Here is a 19,698-nt window from a genome sequence, read left to right as displayed (position 1 = left end):
GCCGGGGCCGGGGCACGTGCCAGGTGCGGTCGGCGAACAACTCCTCCGGCCAGTCGTACGCCTCGGCCTGCACGTCCTGCGGCAGGGCGAGGGTGACCGCGCCGGTCTCCACCGGGTCGGTGAGCACCCGCATCGCCGCCAGCAACGCGGCCGGCAGCTGCTCGGGCCGGTTGATCCGGTCCCAGTAGCGGGAGACCGGGCGCAGCGCGTCGGTGACGCTGACGTCGTACGAGCGGACGTCCTCCAGCTCCTGCAGCACCGGGCTCGCCGGCCGGGTGGCGAAGCTGTCACCGGGCAGCAGCAGCACCGGCAGCCGGTTGATGGTGGCCCCGGCGGCGCCGGTGACCAGGTTGGTGGCGCCCGGCCCGATGGAGGTGGTGCAGGCCAGCGTGCTGAGCCGGTCGGTCATCCGGGCGTACGCGGCGGCGGTGTGGACCATCCCCTGCTCGTTGCGGCACAACCGGTACGGCAGGTCCACGCCCGCCGCGGCGGCGCCGGCGAGGGCCTCGCCGAGGCCGGCCACGTTGCCGTGGCCGAAGATGCCGAAGCAGGCCGGGATCAACCGCTGCCGCCGGCCGTCGCGTTCGGACCACTGCCGGGCCAGGAACGTCACCACGGCCTGCGCCACGGTCAGTCTGGGCATCGGTCGCCTCCTGCCCGGGTCAGCGGCAGCCGCGGGTCGATCGGCTGCCCGGCCCAGCCGTCCCGGATCCAGCCGTGCCGCGGATCGTCCACGAACGCCATGCTGCGCACCGGACCCGGTCCGGCCAGCACGTTCAGGTAGTAGAGGTGGTGGCCGGGCGGGGCCATCGACGGCCCGTGGTAGCCGTACGGGACGAGCACCACGTCCCCGGTGCGCACCTCCGCGAGGACGTCGATGGGGCGCTCGGCGCTGCCGTACACCCGCTGGTAGCCGACCGCCCCGCCGTCGCCGGGCGCGCCGCCCGCGACCTCGAAATAGTAGATCTCCTCCAGCCGGGCCTCGACCCGGGCGTCGTCGTGCACCCGGTCGTCCTCGTGCTTGTGCGGCGGGTACGACGACCAGTTGCCGTCCGGGGTGAGCACCTCGACGGCCACCAGACGGTCGCAGTCGAACACCTCCGGGGCGCAGAAGTTGTTGACCTGCCGGCTGGCCGAGCCGGCGCCGCGCAACTCCACCGGCACGTCCCCGGCCGCGCCGTAGCGGGGCGCCAACCGGCGCCGGGCCCGGGCGGACGGCAGCGCGAACCGCCCCTGCCCCGTGACGGTGACCGTGGCGTCCCTGGGCAGGTAGGCGAAGTCGGTGACCGCGGCGAACACCGAGGACCGCCCGGTCAACGCCAGGCTGGTCCCGTCACAACGCACGGTGGCGGACCCCGCGAGCGGCAGGACCAGCATCTCCTCCTCGCCGGTGGCGAAGGTGACCTCCCCGCCGGCGGGCAGCACCAGCACCCGCAGTCCCGCGTACGTCCAGCCGGCCCGCTCGGGGCCGACCTCCAGCGCCCAGGGCTCCCGCGCGGTCGACCCCCACGGCAGGTGGAAGCTCACGCCTCCTGCCTCGTGGGCAGCAGGGAGTGAGCGAGGTCGACCGCGGCGGCCACGTCGTCGTCCGGCGGGTACAGCAGCGCCCGGCCGACCACCAGGCCCCGTACGCCGGGCACCCGCAGCGCCCGCTGCCAGCGGGCGTAGACCACGTCCGGGGTCTCGGTCGGGTCGCCGCCGAGCAGCAGCACGGGCAGCGTGGTCGCGGCCATCACCCGCGCCATCTCGTCGATCGCCGGCAGCTTCAACCAGGTGTACGCCGACGTGGTGCCGAGCGCCTGCCCGACGCTCACGCTCTTGATCACCGCCTCGGGGCTCAGGTCGACGTGGACCCGCCCGTCGGCCCGGCCGACCCACAGCGGCTCGACCAGCGCCACCGTGCGGCGGGCGGCCAGCGCGCTGACCGCCCGGGCACAGGCTTGCAGGGTGGAGGCGGTGCCGTGGTCGTCGGGGTCGATCCGGCAGAGCATCTTGCCGCCGTCGTAGCCCATCGCGGCGATGCTGTCGGCGTCGTACGCGGTGAACCGGTCGTCCAGCTCGAACGCGGCGCCGGAGAGGCCGCCGCGGTTCATCGAGCCGATCGCCAGCCGGTCCTCGAGCGCGCCGAGCAGCAGCAGGTCCTCGAGGATGTCGGGGGTGCCGAGCACCCCGTCGACGCCGGGGCGGGACAGGGCCAGGCGCAGCCGGTCGAGCAGGTCCGTCCGCCCGGCCATGGCCATCGGCCGGTCCCGTACGCCGAGCGCGGCCCGGGCCGGGTGGTCGGCGGCGATGACGAACAGCGGCCGGTCGTGGTCGGGCCACGGTCGACGGGTACGCCGGGCGGCGGCCTCGGCGATCGCCTGCGGCCGGTGCGCGCGGGTGAGGGTCAGTGCCTCGTACTCGGTGCTCACCGATCTCCTTCCGTGGCTGGAGCCGGCTGTGCGCGGGCCGCCAGCGCCTCGGTCTCGGCCTCGTCGGGCATGGCGGACGAGCAGGCCAGGCGCGAGGCGACGATGGCCCCGGCCGCGTTGGCGAACCGGAGCGTCCGCTCCAGTGGCCAGCCGCGCAGCAGGCCCAGGCAGAGTGCACCGCCGAAGGCGTCCCCGGCACCGAGGCCGTTGACCACCTCGACCGGCACCGGCGGCACCCGGACCGTCTGCTCGGCGGTGGCGGCCAGCACGCCGTCGGGCCCGAGCTTGACCACCGCCAGCCGGGGGCCGCGGTCGAGCAGCAGCCGGGCGGCGTGTTCCGGGTCCCGGCTGCCGACCGCCACCGCCACCTCGTCGAGGTTGCCGACGGCGACGGTGACGTGCGGCAGCGCGTCGGCGTACGCGGCCGTGGCGGCGGCCGGGTCCGGCCAGAACATCGGCCGGTAGTCCAGGTCCAGGACGGTGTGTGCCCGGCCGGCGCGGGCGGCCAGCGCGGCGGCGTGCGCGTCCCGGCTGGGTCGCTGGCACAGCCCGGTGCCGGTGAGCCAGAAGATCCGCGCCGTGGTGATCGCGTCCAGGTCCAGCTCGTCGGGGTGGATCTGCAGGTCCGGCGCGGTGGGTGTGCGGTAGAACCAGATCGGGAAGTGGTCGGGCGGGAAGATCTCGCAGAAGGTCACCGGGGTGGGCAGGCCGGCGACGGGTCGTACCTGGCTGTCGTCGACGCCGAAGTCGCGCAGCGCCCGGTGCACGTACTCGCCGAAGGCGTCGGCGCCGGTGCGGGTGACCACTCCGGCGCGCAGGCCGTAGCGGGCGGCAGCGACCGCCACGTTGGTCGGGCTGCCGCCGAGGAACTTGCCGAACGTCTCGACCTCGGCCAGCGGCGTGGCGATCTGCAGGGGGTAGATGTCCACCCCGACCCGGCCGATGGTGAGCACGTCGAGCATGCGGCGTCCTTCCGCCGGGCCGGCGACGGCGTCACCGCCGGCTCGAACCTGGTCATTGATTGGTAACAGTGGCCGCGAGTGGTGTCAATGTGTTGTCCTGACATCCGCAAGACTCTGCCCCCGGTGACCGCTTCGGTACAGTGACGCCCATCCCGTGCCCCCGACCACGGGCATCCCCGACGAGGAGGTCCCCGTGACCGGCCCCGAGATCGTCGTCGACCGGAGCAGCCCGGTCCCGCTCTACTTCCAGGTCGCCGAGCAGTTCGCCGCCGCGATCCAGCGCGGTGACCTGGCGCCCGGTGACCGGCTGGACAGCGAGCTGCAGCTCGCCGACCGGCTGGGACTGTCCCGCCCCACCGTCCGGCAGGCCATCCAGCACCTGGTCGACAAGGGGCTGATCGTGCGCCGCCGGGGCGTGGGCACCCAGGTCGTCCGTGGTGAGGTCCGCCGCGGGGTGGAGCTGACCAGTCTGCACGACGACCTGGCCCGGGCCGGGCGGCAACCGTCCACCTCGGTGCTGGAACTGGCCACCGTGGAGTGCCCGGCGAAGGTCGCCGCCGCGCTGGGCGTGGCCGCCGACAGTCCGGTGCAGCACCTGCGCCGGCTGCGGTTCGCCGACGGCGAGCCCCTCGCGGTGATGGAGAACTGGCTGCCACCGGCCCCGGTCCGGCTCTCCCTGGAGGCCCTGCAGACCCGGGGTCTCTACGCCATCCTGCGCGCGGCCGGCGTCCGGGTCCGCAGCGCCCACCAGCGGATCGGCGCGCGGGCCGCCACCGCCGCCGAGGCGCAGATGCTCGGCGAGCGGCGCAACGCCCCGCTGTTGACCATGTCCCGCACCGCCTACGACGACGAGGGCCGCCACGTCGAACACGGCGAGCACATCTACCGCGCCTCCCGCTACGCCCTTGAGGTGACCGTCGCCGAGCGGTGACGGTGAATGTTTCGCGCCGATTTCAGTGACAGGTATTTACGTCGTCAGGCTGTCATGACATTGTGGCCGACAAGCACCGCCGGCACCGACCTGCGGCCGGCCGGCGACCCGCGAGTCTCTTCGAAAGTCACCTCTTGCGAAGGGAACAGCCCATGTCAGTCACGCCGAGACGCGTCACGGGCGTGCTCGCCGCGCTCACCGCCGTCACCCTCACCGCCACGGCCTGCGGTGGCTCCGACGGGCCCGCCGGCAAGGACGCCAAGAACATCACCCTCACCATCGCCGCCAACGCCATCACCGGGGGCAAGAACTCCACCAGCGCCGAGTGGATCGAGAAGTGGGTCATCCCCCGGTTCGTCGAGGCCCAGAAGGCCAAGGGCGTCACCGCCAAGGTGTCGTTCGTGGCCAGTGGCGTCGACGACGAGCAGTACAAGACCAAGCTTGCCCTGGACCTGCGGTCCAAGGGCGGCGCCGACGTGATGTCCGTCGACGGCATCTGGGTCGGCGAGTTCGTGCAGGCCGGTTACCTCAAGCCGCTGTCCGACGTGGCCGGTGACCAGGCCGACAAGTGGGACGGCTGGTCCCAGATCCCGGAGAGCGTGCAGGGCCTGGGCACGTTCGAGGGCAGGCGGTACGCCATCCCGCAGGGCACCGACGGCCGGGTGCTCTACTTCAACAAGAAGCTCTTCGCCCAGGCCGGCCTGCCCGCCGACTGGCAGCCGAAGAGCTGGCAGGAGATCCTCGACGCCGGCACCAAGCTCAAGGCCCTGCCCGGGGTGACGCCGATCCAGATCAACGCCGGTACGGCGATGGGCGAGGCGACCACCATGCAGGGTGCGCTGCCGCTGCTGGTCGGCGCCGGCGGGGAGATCTGGAAGGACGGCAAGTGGGCCGGCGCCAACCAGCCGGTCAAGGACGTGCTCGACTTCTACACCAAGATCTACGGTGGTGGCCTCGGCGACCCGAAGCTCCAGCAGGAGGCCAAGGGGCGCGACAAGTCCTTCGAGGAGTTCGCCGCCGGCAAGATCGGCATCCTGGCCGAGGGCGACTACTTCTGGCGCAGCGTCATCAACCCGAAGGACGGCACCGCCAAGATGCCCGACCGGGACAGCACCGTCGGGTACGCGATGATCCCGGCCAAGCAGCCCGGCGCGGGCATCCGCGGCCAGGACTTCGTCAGCATGTCCGGCGGCGGCGTCGACGTGCTGAACCCCAACTCGAAGTACCCGTCGCAGGCGTTCGAGCTGCTGGCGTTCATGCACTCGGCGGAGGCCACCAAGGCGCAGCTCGCCGGGGCGGCGCGGATCACCTCCCGCACGGACGTCAACAAGGAGGTGCTCAGCGGCGACCCGATGCTGAACTTCGTCGCCGAGAAGGTGCTGCCGCTGACCGCGTACCGGCCGCCGCTGGCGGTCTACCCGCAGGTCTCGGTCGCGCTGCAGGAGGCGACCGCGGCAGCGGCGTCGGGCAAGAGCGCCGACGAGGCGGCCTCGGCGTACCAGAAGAAGGTCGAGGGGATCGTCGGTGGTCCAGGTAACGTCTCGTCCTGACGAGACGGTCGAGGGAGCGCGCCCGGAAACGGGCGCCTCCCCGGCCCCTGACGCGGCCGGGCTGGGCCGGGCCCGGGCTGCCGGGTTCCTCGTCCCCAGCATGGTGCTGATCCTGCTCTTCCTCGTGCTGCCGGCCGCCTGGACGATCTACCTCGGGGTCACCAACTACCGGCTCACCGGGCTGGCCGCGGCGCACCCGGAGGTCGTCGGGCTGGACAACTACACCACGGCGCTGGGCGACGAGCGGTTCCGCACCTCGCTGCTGCTCACCCTGCAGTTCGTGCTCGGCTCGGCGGTGATCGGTCAGGCCGGCCTCGGCTTCGCGATCGCGTTCGCGCTGCGCGACCGGCGCGGGCCGCTGCGCCGGGTGGTCGAGGCGTTCGTCCTGCTCTCCTGGATCCTGCCCAGCTCGGTGGTCGCGTTCCTGTGGATCGCCCTGCTCGACCGGGACGCCGGCGCGCTCAACGTCCTGCTGCACACGCCCGGCACCGCGTGGCTGCTCGACCACCCGATGCTGTCGATCATCATCTTCAACACCTGGCGGGGCACCGCGTTCTCGATGATGCTGTACGCCGCCGCACTGGAGAACGTCCCCCGCTCGCACCTGGAGACCGCCCGGCTGGCCGGCGCCTCCACCGCGCAGCAGCTGCGCGACGTGGTGTTCCCGCGTATCCGCGGCCACATGCTGACCAACCTGCTGCTGATCAGCCTCTGGACGTTCAACGACTTCACGCCGTTCCTGATCACCGCGGGCGGCCCGGAGCAGCGGTCGGAGATCCTCGCGGTCTACGTCTACAAGGTGGCGCTGTCCGGCGGCGAGCTGGGCTTCGGCGCGGCCATCTCGTTCCTCATGCTGCTGATCAACCTGGTCATCGCGCTGATCTACCTGCGGATGCTGGGCCGGCGAAAGGAGCGGGCATGAGCGCCGTGGCGGACCGGGCCCGGACCGACGACGCGGCGCGGGCGGCGGCGCGGCACATGCTGGCCCGCATCGGCCGGTACGTCTTCCTCTGCCTCGTGCTGGCCTTCTTCGCCCTGCCGCTGCTCTGGCTGGCCACCGCCCCGTTCGACGACACCCCGACGATCGGCATCTCGCTGCCGAGGTTCACCCTGGACAACTTCCGTACCCTGCTGGACAACCCGTACGCGCTGACCTCGCTGGTCAACTCGGTGTGGCTGGCCGGCGGCACCGCACTGCTGGTGGTGGTGTTCGCCGCGCTGGCCGCGTACGCGCTGAGCCGGGTCCGGGTGCCGGGCCGCGACGCGCTCCTCTACGGCCTGCTGCTGCTGTCGTCGATCGTCACCGGCACCGCCACCATGGTGCCGCTGTTCGAGCTGGCCTTCCGGCTCAACCTGATCGACTCCCGGCTCGGGGTGATCCTGGTCCTCACCGGCGGCCTGCTCCCGGCGGCGATCTTCATCCTCAAGGACTTCATGGACGCCACCCCGACCTCCTACGAGGAGTCGGCGCGGGTGTTCGGCGCCAGCCCGCTGCAGATCATGCGGCACATCGTGGTGCCGGTGGTCCGGCCCGGCCTGGCCACCGTGGGCGTGTGGGCGGTGGCGAACGTGTGGGGCAACTTCCTGGTGCCGTTCCTGCTGCTGCGCGGCCCGGACAAGGCCCCCGCCGCGGTGATCATGTACACCCTCTACACCGAGGGCGGCCAGGCCGACCTGCGGCTGCTGTCCACCTTCTCGCTGCTCTACTCGCTGCCGGTGGCGCTGATGTTCGTCTTCGTCAGCAGCAGGTACGGCTTCCGCTTCCACGGAGGGATCAAGCGCTGATGTCCGCCATCACCCTGCGCGAGCTGACCAAGGTCTACCCCAACGGGGTACGCGCCCTGGACGCCCTCGACCTGGAGATCGCCGACGGCGAGTTCTTCGCCCTGCTCGGCCCGTCCGGCTGCGGCAAGACCACCCTGCTGCGTACCATCGCCGGCCTGGAACTCGCCTCCGGCGGCAGCGTGCGCATCGGCGACCGGGCGGTGACGAACCTGCCCCCGGGGCAGCGGGACGTGGCCATGGTCTTCCAGGACTACGCGCTCTTCCCGCACATGACCGTGCGGGACAACATCGCGTACCCGCTGCGGATCAAGAAGGTCGGCCGGGCCGCCCGGCAGGACAAGGCCGCGAGCACCGCCGACGAGCTGGGCCTGTCCGCGCTGCTGGACCGCCGGCCCGGGCAGCTCTCCGGCGGCCAGCAGCAGCGCGTGGCGCTGGCCCGGGCGATGGCCTGCCACCCGCAGGTGTTCCTGCTCGACGAACCGCTGTCCAATCTGGACGCCCGGCTGCGGCTGGAGGCCCGCACCTTCCTCAAGCGGCTGCAACGCGAACTCGGCGTCACCACCGTGTTCGTCACCCACGACCAGGCCGAGGCCCTCGCCCTCGCCGACCGGATCGCGGTCATGGAGGGCGGACGGATCCGCCAGGTGGGCACCCCCACCGAGGTGTTCCGCCGCCCCGCCAACACCTTCGTCGCCGGTTTCATCGGCTCCACCCCGATGAACCTCGTCCCGGCCCGGGCGCACGGCGACGAACTCGCCGTCGCCGGGGTGCGGCTGCCGGTGCCCGAAGAGGCACGCGGCCGGCTCGCCGACGCCGAGGACGTGGTCTACGGCGTCCGGCCCGAGTACCTCGACTACTCCCCCGAGCCGGCCCCCGGCGCGCTGACCGGCCGGGTCGTCGTGGTGGAGAACCTCGGCAGCTTCTCCCTGGTGTCGCTGGACCTGCCCGGCGACGACGACACCACCAGCGTGCAGGTGGTGGTGCCCGAGGGCCGGGAACCGCAGCCCGGCGACACCGGCTGGGTGGTCCCCCGCCCCGGCCGGTCCCTCATCTACCGGGACGGCGAACTGGTCACCGGCGCCGCCGCGCCACCGGTGCCGGCACCGCGTACCGGAGTCGGGGCGGACGCCTGACGTGACGACGCACCGGGGCACCTGGACGCTGCGGGACCGCGCGCAGAACATCATGCGGCACCTGCCGGTCACCGTGGCCCCGGGCACCGCCGCGCTCACCGTCCGGCTGGCGTACTCCCGCGACGCGGGCGTGCTCGACCTCGGGTGCCTCGGCCCGGCCGGCTTCCGCGGCTGGTCCGGCGGCGCCCGCGACGAGTACACCATCACCGCCGGCCATGCCACCCCCGGCTACCTGCCCGGCGAGCTGGAACCCGGCGAGTGGCAGGTGCTGCTGCGGCTGCACCGCGTCCCGCCCGACGGCCTGCCGTACGAGGTCACCGCCACCGCCAGCGCCACCGCATCCGCGCCACCGGCGGCCGCCCCGGCACCGCCCCGGCCGCCGCGCCCGCCGCGCCCGCAGCTGCCCGAGGTGGACGGGATGCGGTGGCTCGCCGGGGACCTGCACGCGCACACCGTGCACAGCGACGGCGCGTACACCGTCGACGAGCTGGCCGCCCTCGCCGTGTCGCGCGGCCTGGACTTCCTCGCCGTCACCGACCACAACACCGTCAGCCACCACCCGCACCTGCCGGCGTCGGCCGACCGGTACGGCATCACGCTGCTGCCCGGCCAGGAGGTGACCACCGACCGGGGCCACGCCAACGTGTTCGGGCCGGTCGGCTGGATCGACTTCCGGGAACCGCCCGACCGCTGGCTCGCCACGGCGGAAGCGGCCGGCGGGCTGATGTCGGTCAACCACCCGCTCGGCGGCGACTGCGCCTGGCGGCAGCCGCTCACCACCCGCACCCGACTCGCCGAGGTGTGGCACTCCGGCTGGTGGGACCGCACCTGGGGTGCCCCGCTCGCCTGGGCGCAGGCGTGGCGGCCGGACGTCGTACCGGTCGGGGGCAGCGACTTCCACCGGCCCGGCGCGGACGCACTGCCCGGCGCACCGACCACCTGGGTCCTCGCCGACGGTGACCCGACCGACGAGGCCACCGTCCGCGCCGCCCTGGCCGCCGGCCGTACCGCGATCTCCGCCGGCCCCGGCGCCCCCCTGCTGCTACGGCTCGGCGACGAACTGCTGGCCCTGGACGCGGACGGCGCGCTGCTCGGCTACCCGGACGGCCGGCACCGGGTCGTGCGGGGCGACCGGTGCCGGCTGCCGGCCGGCGACGGACTGCACGTCCTCGAATCCCACCGCATGGAGGTGATCGCGCTGTGCAGCTGAGCGGACGTACCAGAGTGGCCGGAGCCCCGGTCAACTACGGCATCTACCAGCCGACCGACCCCGAGGTCGGTCCCGAGGACCTGCTCGCCTCGCTGGCGGCGGACGGCTACACCGGCGTGGACTCCGGACCGATCGGCTACCTCGGCACCGGCGAGACGCTGGACCGGCGGCTCGCCGCGACCGGGATCGGGCTGGCCGGCGGCTGGGTCGACCTGCGCTTCGCCGACCCGGACGGGTTCACCGCGGACCTTGCCCAGCTCGACGCGGCGCTGGACGTGTTCACCGCGGTCAGCGTCGACGACCCGCGCTTCGCGCCCCGCCCCACCCTGGCCTGCCCCGGCGACCCGGCCCGGATGGCCCGCCCCGGCACCCCGCCGGACCTGACCACCGCGCTGCCGGCAACCGAATGGCCGGACCTCGCCGCCCGGGTGCAGCAGGCCGTCGACCGCTGCCGCGACCGCGGCCTGGAACCGGTGTTCCACTACCACCTGGGCACCCTGGTGGAGACCGAGGCGGAGGCCGACCGGCTGCTGGAACTCACCGACGTGGCGATCTGCCTGGACACCGGGCACCTCGCCCTCGCCGGCGGCGACCCGGTCGCGGCGGCCTGCAAGTGGGCCGGGCGGATCGGCCAGGTGCACCTCAAGGGCGCCGACCTCGACGTCCACCGGCGGGTCCGGGACGCCGGCGGCGGCCTCACCGAGGTGGTCGCGGCCGGCGGGTTCTGCCCGCTCGGCGCCGGCGACGTCGACCTCACCGCCGTGCTGCGCGAGCTGGACCAGACCGGTTACACCGGCTGGCTGGTGATCGAACAGGACGCCCCCGGGCAGGGCCGGGACCTGGCCCGGATCCGCGCCGACCAGCAGGCCAACCTGCGCCGGGTCGAGGAGGCGCTGCGATGACCGAACCGGGGAAGCGGATCCGTATCGCGGTGGCCGGGCTGGGCGTCATCGCCCGGACCGTGCACCTGCCGCTGCTGCAACGCCGCGCCGACCTGTTCGAGGTGGTCGCGCTCAGCGACCTGTCACCGGCCCGGCTGGCCGAACTCGGCGACCGGTACGGCGTCGAACCGCCCCGCCGGCACACCGACGCGGCGGAGATGGTGGGCGCGGGCGGCTGCGACGCGGTCCTGCTGGCCACCTCCGGCTCGCACGGCGACCTCGCCGCCGCCGCGCTGCGCCAGGGACTGCCGGTGCTCTGCGAGAAGCCGCTCGCCTACACCCTCGCCGAGGCGGACCGGCTCGCCGACGCCGACGCCGCGCTGATGGTCGGCTACATGAAGCAGTACGACCCGGCGGTCACCGAGGCCGCCCGGCTGCTGGACGGGCTCGGCGGCGCGGCGGCGGTGCACGCGGTCGAGGTGACCGTCCTGCACGCCGCCGGCGAGCAGCAGCTCACCTTCGCCAACCTGCCGCCGGCGCCCCGGGACCTGCCGGCCGGGGCGGTGGCCCGGCTCCGGGAGGCCGACGAGCGGCTGCTCGACGCGGCGGTCGGCGCCGATCCGGGCGCCCGCATCCTCTACCAGATCCTGATCAACAGCATCTCGCACGACCTGTCCCTGCTGCGGCTGTTCACCGGCGCACCGGCCACGGTGGACCACGTGGCGACCTGGCCGCTGACCCCGGTCGGGCCGGCCGAGCCGTCGGTGGAGATCTCCGGCCGGCTGGCGTCCGGCGGCCGGTACGGCATCCGCTGGCTCAACCTGCCCGACGTCCCCGCCTACCGGGAGACGGTGATCCTGCACCACGCCCGGGGCGCCCTGGAGCTGGTCTTCCCGTCGCCGTACCTGCTCAACGCGCCGACCACGCTGACCGCGGTGGACCGGCACGACGGCGGCGAGCGGCGGGCCGAGTTCCGGTCGGTGACCGAGGCGTTCGAGCAGGAGCTGGTCGCCTTCCACGCGATGGTGACCGCGGGCGCGCGCCCGCTGACCGGCGTCGCCGAGGGCGCCGCCGACCTACGTACCAGCCAACAGGTGGTCCGCCGCTACGGGGAGCTGACCGGCGCGGCGATCGGCGGAGAGGCGGCGAAGCTGACATGACGACCGAGATCATCGTGGTACCGCACACCCACTGGGACCGGGAGTGGTACGAGCCGTTCCAGCGGTTCCGGCTGCGCCTGGTGGCGCTGCTCGACGACGTGTTCGACCGGATGGCGGCCGACGAGCGGCAACGGTTCACCCTGGACGGCCAGCTCGCCGCCGTCGACGACTATTTGGAGGTCCGTCCCGAACGCCGGGCGCAAGTCGAGGCGCTGGTCCGCGCCGGCCGGCTGGCGATCGGCCCGTGGCAGATCCTGCTCGACGAGTTCCTCTGCTCCGGCGAGAACATCGTCCGCAACCTGGAGCGCGGCCTGGCCCGCAGCACGGAACTGGGCGGGGCGATGCCGGTCGGCTACCTGCCCGACATGTTCGGCCACATCGCGCAGATGCCGCAGATCCTGGCCGGCGCGGGGCTCGCGCACGCCTGCGTGTTCCGGGGCGTACCGGAGCGGGTGCGGTCGCACACCTTCGCCTGGCGCGCCCCGGACGGCACCACGATCCGCACCGAGTACCTGCCCGGCGGCTACGGCAACGCGGCCGGCCTGATGGACGACCCGCGCCTGGTCACCCGCCGGGCCGCCGACCTGGCCGAGCGGCTGACCGGCTGGCGGCCCGACGGCGTGGATACCCCGGTGCTGGCGATGTACGGCACCGACCACGCCGCGCCCGCGCCGGACGCCCCGGACCGGCTCGCCGCCGCCGCGCTCGACGGGGTACGCCTGCGGCTGGGCACCCTCGCCGAGTACTTCGCCACCCAGCCGACCACCGTGGACGGCCTGCCCGTGGTGGCCGGCGAACTGCGCTCTCACGCCCGGGCCAACATCCTGCCCGGCGTGATCTCCGTACGCGCCCACCTGAAGCAGGCGATGGGCCGGGCCGAGCGGCGCGTCGAACGGTACGCCGAACCCCTCGCCGCCCTCTTCCACGACCCGTCCGTGCAGCGGTTCCTGGACATGGCGTGGACCCGGCTGATCGACGCGAGCTGCCACGACTCGGTGACCGGGTGCGGCTGCGACGAGACCGCCGAGCAGGTGGCCGCCCGGCTGGCCGAGGCCGACCAGCTCGGCCGGGCGGTCTGCGACCTGGTCGGGGCGCGGCTGGCCGCCGACGTGCCGCGCGACGGGCACCTGCTGTTCAACCCCACCCCGGCGACCCGCACGGCCGTGGTCCGGCTGGACGTCGAGGCCCCGGCGGACGGGCCGGTGAGCCTGGCCGACGCCGCCGGCACGGTGCTGCCCGCCCAGGTCCTCGACCGGGCCCGCACGCTGCTCGCCGACGACCTGGTGCCGGCCACCGAACTGCCGGCAATCCTTACCCGGGTGCACGGTACCGAGCTGTACGGCCAGGAGATCACCACCTGGTCGGTGTCACCCGCCGACGCCACCCTCACCTTCGAGGTGGCCCGGCACGGCGACCCGACCTTCGACGTCGAGAATGTCCGGCTGGCGTTGGCCGAGGCGGCCGGCCCGGACCGGTGGCGGGTCCGCATCGTCGCCGCCCCGCGGGTGACCGTCGCCGCGCCGGTCACGGTGCCGGCGCTCGGCCTCGCCGCGGTCCGCCCGGCGGTCCCGCCCGCGCCCGCCGCGGCCCTGCCGGCGCCGGTCACGGTGACCGGCCGGACGGTCGAGAACGGGCTGCTCCGGGTCGAGGTGGCCGAGGACGGCACGCTGCGGCTGTCCACCCCGGACGGGGTGAGCGTCGACGGGGTGGGCCGGCTCGTCGACGGCGGCGACGTCGGCGACAGCTACAACTACGCCCCGCCGGCCGCCGACGAGCTGGTCGACAAGCCCCGGGCGGTACGCACCGAGGTGGTGCACGACGGCCCGGTGGTCGCCGTGCTGGACGTGGTCCGCGAGTACCGGTGGCCGGTCGGCGCCGACGTGGACGCCGGCTCGCGCCGGGTGGAGCGGGAGACCACCCTCGTCACCACCCGGGTGGAGGTCCGGGCCGGGGAGCCCTTCGCCCGGCTGCGGCTCGGCTTCGACAACCGCTGCGACGACCACCGGGTACGGCTGCACCTGCCGCTGCCGTCCCCGGCCGGCACCTCCCACGCGGAGGGCCAGTTCGCGGTCGTCGAGCGCGGGCTGACCGCCGAGGGCGGCGGTGGCGAGGTGCCGCTGCCGACGTTCCCCGCCAACGGGTTCGTCGCCGCCGGGGGCGCCGAGGGCTCCCTCGCCGTCCTGCTGACCCAGCCCACCGAGTACGAGCTGACCGACTCCGGCCGGGAACTGGCGGTCACCGTGCTGCGGGCCATCGGGATGCTGTCCCGCAACCGGCACGCCCTGCGTGACGAACCCGCCGGCCCGCAACTGCCCACGCCGCAGGCGCAGTGCCGGGGCGAGCGCAGTGTCGACCTCGCCGTGCTGCCGTTCCGGGGTGACTGGGACACCGCCGGGGTGGCTGCGGCGGCCGAGGCGTACCGGCACGAACTGCTGGCCTTCCCGGGCGGCGGCGACCCGTCGGCCGGGCTGCCGGCGCCGGTGACCGGCCTGACGGTCGACGGGGACGGCGTCACGTTGACCAGCGTCCGGGACCGGGACGGCCGGATCGAGCTGCGGATCGTGGCGAGCCGGGACACCGAGGCGGTCATCACCGCCGGCCGGGGAGTACGCGCCGCCCGTCGGGCTGACCTGCGCGGCCGGCCGGGCGAGGAGCTGCCGGTGACGGACGACGCGGTCCGGCTGCCGCTGCGGGCGTGGGAGATCGCCACCGTCCAGCTCGACCTGGCCGGCTGAGGTCGCCGGGGTCGGGCGGGCGCGCCCGCCCGACCCTCAGGCCGTCGGGGTGACCGCCCGCAGCCACGCCTGGGCGATCAGCGCGTGCCCGAACGGGGTCGGGTGCACGCCGTCACGGGTCCACACCCGGTCGTCCACGTCGGCGGCCTGGAACAGCTCGTCCACCGCGACCAGCGTCGCGTCGAACTCGGCGGCGAGCCGGCGCACCACGTCGACCTTCGGGTCGAGGTCCTCCCGCCAGCCGCGCTGCGCGTCGTGGAGCGGGACGAGGAAGGGTTCGACCAGGATGATCCGCGCGTCCAGCCGGCGGGTGGCGTCCAGGATGTGCCGGTAGTCGCGGGCGAAGTCGGCGGCGCTGGTGGGGTCGTTCCGGTCGTAGCGCCGCCACGTGTCGTTCACGCCGATGAGGATCGACACCACGTCCGGGGCGAGGGCCAGACAGTCGGTCTCCCAGCGGGCGCGCAGGTCGCGTACCCGGTCGCCGCTGACGCCCCGGTTGACGAAGCCGACCCGGCGGCCGGGGTGGCGGGCGGTGAACCAGGCGGCGGCCATCATCGCGTACCCGGTGCCGAGGTCGTCGCCGGCGGACCGGTCCCGGCCGGCGTCGGTGATGCTGTCGCCGATGAAGAGCACCCTGCCGCCGAGCGGCACCTCCACAGTCACCTGTCCGTCTCCTCCCCGCTGGACGCTGCCCCCATGATCATGCCGCAGCCGGGGAGACGACCGGCGGCCGGCTTCCGTCCACTACGCCGGGAAAGTTTCTCCGTCCGGCTGTTGCGTTTCGCCGGCCGGCACCGATCAAGCATTCGTGGCAACCCGGCGGGCAGGATGTGAAAAACCACCCCAACTCGACCTTGGCCGTTGCTATCAGCCCACAAACGATGGTTGACTCCTCCACCATGCCAGAGCCGATCATCACGGATAGGCCGGTAATTTCGTGAGAAGCACCGACATCACGCCAGCAGCCTCGGCAGGCCGACGCCGGGCCACCTGGCGGCAGCGGGCGGCGCGCTGGTTGGACCCCACCGTCGCCCAGTGGACCGTCGACCCACCGGGGACCCCCGCACCCCCGCCCCCGCCGCCCGAGGAACGCCCCGACCCCTGGCCGGCCATCTGCGAGCAGTTCGCGATGCGGATCATGGCCTCGGCGTACCAGATGGGCTCCCACCTCGAGGCCGTCGAATCCGACGAGCAGGACCCGGAACGCCTCGAACGGCTCTACCGCATCGACCACGCGAACACCCGGATCCGCCGGCACGCGGAGAACCTCCAGGTGCTGCTGGGCCGCCGGGTCGAGGACGCCGACCCGCAGACCGTCACCCTCGTCGACGTGGTCCGGGCCGCCACCTCGGCCGTCGAGCACTACCCCCGGATCCGGGTCGGCAACATGGTGAACCTGGCGGTGGTCGAGTTCGCCGCCGACGACGTGATCCGGGTGCTCACCGAACTGCTCGACAACGCCACCCGGTTCTCCCCACCCACCTCCCCGGTCATCGTGTCCGCGTTCATCACCGAGGACGGCAGCGTCCTACTGCGCATCGAGGACGCCGGGGTGGGCCTCCACCCCGACCACCTGCCCCAGCTCAACGCCCTGCTCGGCGGCACGCCGCTCGCCCCGGGCGCCCTCGACCCGGCCACCCACCTCGGGCTCGCCGTGGTGGCCCACCTGGCCGTCGCCCACCGGCTGCGGGTCACCCTCACCAACCGCCCCTCCGGCGGCACCACCGCGACCGTGCTGGTCCCCGGCGCGCTGCTCTGCGAGATCCCCACCACCCCGGATCCGACCGCCGACGAGCCGGCCTGGCCCTCGTCACCCGGCCCCAGGCCGGACCCGGCCGCCGCACCCTGGCCCCCGTCGCCCGGCCCCCGCCCGACCGTCGCACCCCCGGCCTGGCCGCCATCCGCCGCCACCGGTCCCACCGAACCCCGGAGTACACCGATGGCCGCCGCGCGGGACAGCACCAACTCGCCGACCGTGCCCCTGGCCACCATCAGCGGGGCCGCCACCGCGCCGCAATCCGCCACCGGCCTGCCCCGACGGGTCCCGGAGAGCGTCCGCGACCAGGCCCCGGCGCCCCGCCCGCCGGCGGATCCGGACGCCGGCTCCCCGCCCGAGGCGTGGCCGGACGAGACGGCGGCCTTCGAGGCCGGCGTCAGCGACGCCCGCACCACCACCGACCACGAAGGACGGCAGCGATGACCCAGGCGTACCCCGGCAACGGTACGGCCACCGGCGGCCCGGGACTGCCCGACTGCGCCTGGCTGATCCGGCAGTTCGCCGAGGACGTGCCCGGGGTCAGCCACGCGATACTGGTCTCGCTGGACGGCCTGCAACTGGCCGCCTCGCACGGCGTCGGCCGCGACCTCGGCGACCAGCTCGCGGCGCTGACCGCCGGCCTGCTCAGCATGGCCGACCGCAGCGCCACCCTGCTCGACCTCGGCGCCGCCGAGTACCTGACCGTCCGGCTCCCCCGCGGGCACCTGCTGTTCATGCGGGTCGGCGAGTCCGCCGGCCTGGCGGTGGCCGCCGCCCCCGGCTGCGACCTACGGATCGTCTCCTACCGCATGACCCAGTTCGTGGGCGCGGTGTGGCACGCCCTCACCCCTGCCGTGCGGCACGAACTGCACCGGATGACCGCCAGCCAGCCCCGCTGACCCGGCCGAAGGAAGCTGATCATGCCGATGAGGTACTGGAAGGTGCGGCCGTACGTCCTGACCGCCGGTCGCACCCGCACCCGCCGACCACTGCTGGTGCACACCCTGGTGTCGGTGCCCTACTACGACGCGGTCTTCGCCTCCGGCCTGCTGCCCGAAGCCCGATCGCTGTACGAGCACGCCCGCCGGACGGCGCGGTCGGTGGCCGAACTCTCCGCGGTCTGCGGGATGTCGCTGGGGGTGACCCGGGTGGTCGTCGACGACCTGGCCGCCACCGACCGGCTGCTCATCCACACCGACCACGACAACGTCGACTTCCGCCTTCTGGAGAGACTGCGCGATGGCCTCCGCAAGCTTGCCTGACAATCCGCCGCCTCTGACCTCGGCGAAGATCGTCATCGCCGGCGGCTTCGGGGTCGGCAAGACCACCTGCGTCGCGTCCATCTCGGAGATCCCGCCGATCAACACCGAGGCGTGGATGACCGCCGCCAGCGAGACCGTCGACCGGATGGACCCCGGCATCGACAAGTCCACCACCACCGTGGCGATGGACTTCGGCCGGCTCACCATCGGCCCCGACCTCGTGCTGTACCTGTTCGGCACGCCCGGCCAGCCCCGCTTCTGGCCGATGTGGGACGACCTGTGCCGGGGCGCGGTCGGCGCGCTGGTGCTCGCCGACACCCGCAACCTGGCCGCCGCCTTCCCGGCCGTCAACTACTTCGAGCAGGACAGCGACATGCCGTTCGTGGTGTGCGTGAACCTCTTCGACGGCGAACTGCACCACCCGCTCGACGACGTCCGCGCGGCGCTCGCGCTGCCCGCCCGCGTACCCCTGATCGCCTGCGACGCCCGCGACCCGTCGTCGGTGGCCCGCGCGCTGCTGGCCGTCGTGGAACACGCCATGTCCCGCACCGCCCGGCCCACCCTCGCGGCGCGATAGCTCAACCTGGAGGAACCATGCGCAAGATCCTTGTCGTCGGGGCCGGGCAGTCCGGCCTCCAGCTCGCTCTGAGCCTGCTCGCCGAGGGCTACGACGTGACCGTCATGTCCGCCCGCACCCCGGACGAGATCCGCCGCGGCTGGGTGATGAGCACCCAGGCCATGTTCGCCACCGCGCTGGCCACCGAGCGCCGGTACGGACTGGACCTGTGGGCGGACAAGACACCCCGGATCGAGGGACTGCAGGTGTCGCTCTCCGCCCCGCCCGGCGAGCGGGCACTGCGGATCGTCGGCCAGCTGGACGAGCCCGCGCAGAGCACCGACCAGCGGATCAAGATGGCCGACTGGCTGGAGCTGTTCGAACAGCGCGGCGGAACCGTGCTCTACCAGACCGTCACCACCGCCGACCTGGACGGCCTTACCCGCCTCGGCCGCTACGACCTGACCGTGGTCGCCGCCGGCAAGGGCGACCTGGTGGGCGTCTTCGACCGGGACCCGCAGCGCTCGATGTACGACACGCCGCAGCGCGGGCTGGCCGTGGCGTACGTGCACGGAATGGCGCCGGACCCGCTGCTGCCGGTGCCCCACGTCGGCTTCAACGCCGTACCCGGCCTGGGCGAGCTGTTCGTCATTCCCGGGCTGACCCACTCCGGACCGTGCGAGATCCTGTTCTGGGAGGCGGTGCCCGGCGGCCCACTGGACCTGTGGACCGAGCGGCGGGACCCGGCCGAGCACCTCAAGCTCACCCTCGACCTGACCCGGCAGTACCTGCCGTGGGTCCACGAGCGCTGCGCCAACGTCGAGCTGACCGACGGGCGGGCCACCCTCTCCGGCCGGTACACCCCGACCGTGCGCCACCCGGTGGCCGAGCTGCCCTCCGGTGGGCTGGTGCTCGGCATGGCCGACGTGGTGGTGGCCAACGACCCGATCACCGGGCAGGGCAGCAACACCGCGGCGAAGTGCGCCTACTCGTACCTGGGGTCGATCGTGCAGCACGGCGACCGGCCGTTCGACCGGGAGTGGATGACGCAGGCCTTCGAGCGGTTCTGGGCGGCGACCGGCGAGGCGGTCACCGGCTGGACCAACGCCATGCTGCAGCCGTTGCCGCCGCACGTGCAGCAACTGCTGGGCGCGGCCGCCGGCAACCCGGCGGTCGCCCGGCGCTTCGCCAACGGGTTCAGCGACCCGAACGACTTCCGGGACTGGTTCATGACCCCGGACGCCGCCGAGCGCTACCTCGCCACCGTCACCGGCTGACCGGTCGAGCCGGTATCGAGCCGCCCGTCGGGCTCCCCCCACCCGGCGGGCACCCCGGCGTGGACGTCGTGCTCAACTCGCTCACCGGC

19 protein-coding genes are annotated in these 19,698 nt (G+C 73.8%); 14 read left to right on the top strand and 5 right to left on the bottom strand.

Going from position 1 to position 19,698, the window contains the following annotated elements; translation table 11 throughout:
- The 4 genes from ONA70_RS23820 to iolC all read right to left on the bottom strand — a co-directional run.
- Positions 1 to 643 (bottom strand): thiamine pyrophosphate-binding protein (locus ONA70_RS23820; RefSeq protein WP_265008699.1); only part of this gene is annotated, 643 nt, incomplete at its 3' end.
- On the bottom strand, positions 631 to 1,527 hold the full coding sequence (gene iolB / locus ONA70_RS23815; protein WP_265008698.1) for a 5-deoxy-glucuronate isomerase: 897 nt from the start codon (positions 1,525 to 1,527) through the stop codon (positions 631 to 633). The genes ONA70_RS23820 and iolB, both read right to left, overlap by 13 nt.
- The gene (locus tag ONA70_RS23810; protein ID WP_265008697.1) at positions 1,524 to 2,411 is read right to left on the bottom strand and encodes a Cgl0159 family (beta/alpha)8-fold protein; all 888 of its coding nucleotides are present in this window, start codon (positions 2,409 to 2,411) and stop codon (positions 1,524 to 1,526) included. The genes iolB and ONA70_RS23810 overlap by 4 nt, the downstream gene beginning before the upstream one ends.
- Complete coding sequence (gene iolC / locus ONA70_RS23805; RefSeq protein WP_265008696.1) at positions 2,408 to 3,373, bottom strand: 5-dehydro-2-deoxygluconokinase; 966 nt, start codon at positions 3,371 to 3,373, stop codon at positions 2,408 to 2,410. The genes ONA70_RS23810 and iolC overlap by 4 nt, the downstream gene beginning before the upstream one ends.
- A gap of 193 nt (positions 3,374 to 3,566) precedes the next feature.
- Here iolC and ONA70_RS23800 point away from each other — a divergent pair, with 193 nt between their 5' ends.
- From ONA70_RS23800 to ONA70_RS23760, 9 genes are all read left to right on the top strand, one after another.
- The gene (locus tag ONA70_RS23800) at positions 3,567 to 4,304 is read left to right on the top strand and encodes a GntR family transcriptional regulator (protein ID WP_265008695.1); all 738 of its coding nucleotides are present in this window, start codon (positions 3,567 to 3,569) and stop codon (positions 4,302 to 4,304) included.
- 152 nt (positions 4,305 to 4,456) lie between these two features.
- A complete protein-coding gene (locus ONA70_RS23795) occupies positions 4,457 to 5,854 on the top strand; it encodes an extracellular solute-binding protein (RefSeq protein ID WP_265008694.1) in 1,398 nt (465 codons plus the stop codon).
- Complete coding sequence (locus tag ONA70_RS23790; RefSeq protein WP_265008693.1) at positions 5,829 to 6,776, top strand: carbohydrate ABC transporter permease; 948 nt, start codon at positions 5,829 to 5,831, stop codon at positions 6,774 to 6,776. The genes ONA70_RS23795 and ONA70_RS23790 overlap by 26 nt, the downstream gene beginning before the upstream one ends.
- Positions 6,773 to 7,639 carry a carbohydrate ABC transporter permease gene (locus ONA70_RS23785; protein WP_265008692.1) on the top strand — a complete coding sequence of 289 codons (867 nt, stop codon included), beginning with the start codon at positions 6,773 to 6,775 and terminating at the stop codon, positions 7,637 to 7,639. The genes ONA70_RS23790 and ONA70_RS23785 overlap by 4 nt, the downstream gene beginning before the upstream one ends.
- Positions 7,639 to 8,772, top strand: a complete 1,134-nt coding sequence (locus ONA70_RS23780; RefSeq protein ID WP_265008691.1) for an ABC transporter ATP-binding protein — start codon at positions 7,639 to 7,641, stop codon at positions 8,770 to 8,772. Before ONA70_RS23785 ends, ONA70_RS23780 begins: the two co-directional genes overlap by 1 nt.
- A gap of 1 nt (position 8,773) precedes the next feature.
- Positions 8,774 to 9,982 carry a CehA/McbA family metallohydrolase gene (locus ONA70_RS23775; RefSeq protein ID WP_265008690.1) on the top strand — a complete coding sequence of 403 codons (1,209 nt, stop codon included), beginning with the start codon at positions 8,774 to 8,776 and terminating at the stop codon, positions 9,980 to 9,982.
- Positions 9,973 to 10,884, top strand: coding sequence for a sugar phosphate isomerase/epimerase family protein (locus ONA70_RS23770; RefSeq protein ID WP_265008689.1), 912 nt, complete (start codon positions 9,973 to 9,975; stop codon positions 10,882 to 10,884). The genes ONA70_RS23775 and ONA70_RS23770 overlap by 10 nt, the downstream gene beginning before the upstream one ends.
- On the top strand, positions 10,881 to 12,023 hold the full coding sequence (locus tag ONA70_RS23765) for a Gfo/Idh/MocA family protein (RefSeq protein ID WP_265008688.1): 1,143 nt from the start codon (positions 10,881 to 10,883) through the stop codon (positions 12,021 to 12,023). The genes ONA70_RS23770 and ONA70_RS23765 overlap by 4 nt, the downstream gene beginning before the upstream one ends.
- A complete protein-coding gene (locus ONA70_RS23760; RefSeq protein WP_265008687.1) occupies positions 12,020 to 14,758 on the top strand; it encodes a glycoside hydrolase family 38 N-terminal domain-containing protein in 2,739 nt (912 codons plus the stop codon). Before ONA70_RS23765 ends, ONA70_RS23760 begins: the two co-directional genes overlap by 4 nt.
- A 36-nt stretch (positions 14,759 to 14,794) precedes the next feature.
- Here the strand turns inward: ONA70_RS23760 and ONA70_RS23755 are convergent, their stop codons facing one another.
- Complete coding sequence (locus ONA70_RS23755; protein WP_265008686.1) at positions 14,795 to 15,421, bottom strand: SGNH/GDSL hydrolase family protein; 627 nt, start codon at positions 15,419 to 15,421, stop codon at positions 14,795 to 14,797.
- 274 nt (positions 15,422 to 15,695) lie between these two features.
- On the opposite strand from ONA70_RS23755, the gene ONA70_RS23750 reads away from it, so the two are divergent.
- From ONA70_RS23750 to ONA70_RS23730, 5 genes are read left to right on the top strand one after another with little or no spacing between them, the layout of a single operon-like run.
- Positions 15,696 to 16,958 carry a sensor histidine kinase gene (locus tag ONA70_RS23750; protein ID WP_265008685.1) on the top strand — a complete coding sequence of 421 codons (1,263 nt, stop codon included), beginning with the start codon at positions 15,696 to 15,698 and terminating at the stop codon, positions 16,956 to 16,958.
- The gene (locus tag ONA70_RS23745; RefSeq protein WP_265008684.1) at positions 16,955 to 17,413 is read left to right on the top strand and encodes a roadblock/LC7 domain-containing protein; all 459 of its coding nucleotides are present in this window, start codon (positions 16,955 to 16,957) and stop codon (positions 17,411 to 17,413) included. Before ONA70_RS23750 ends, ONA70_RS23745 begins: the two co-directional genes overlap by 4 nt.
- A gap of 21 nt (positions 17,414 to 17,434) precedes the next feature.
- Positions 17,435 to 17,776, top strand: a complete 342-nt coding sequence (locus ONA70_RS23740) for a DUF742 domain-containing protein (protein WP_265008683.1) — start codon at positions 17,435 to 17,437, stop codon at positions 17,774 to 17,776.
- Positions 17,754 to 18,353, top strand: coding sequence for a GTP-binding protein (locus tag ONA70_RS23735; protein WP_265008682.1), 600 nt, complete (start codon positions 17,754 to 17,756; stop codon positions 18,351 to 18,353). Before ONA70_RS23740 ends, ONA70_RS23735 begins: the two co-directional genes overlap by 23 nt.
- A 17-nt stretch (positions 18,354 to 18,370) precedes the next feature.
- A complete protein-coding gene (locus ONA70_RS23730; protein WP_265008681.1) occupies positions 18,371 to 19,609 on the top strand; it encodes a styrene monooxygenase/indole monooxygenase family protein in 1,239 nt (412 codons plus the stop codon).
- Positions 19,610 to 19,698 lie beyond the last annotated feature (89 nt).

Origin of the sequence: Micromonospora yasonensis (assembly GCF_026013475.1) — a bacterium.
In the GTDB taxonomy this organism is placed as follows: Bacteria; Actinomycetota; Actinomycetes; order Mycobacteriales; family Micromonosporaceae; genus Micromonospora; species Micromonospora yasonensis.
Note: the sequence above shows the minus strand (reverse complement) of the source record. Positions and strands in the feature narration are given on the sequence as shown.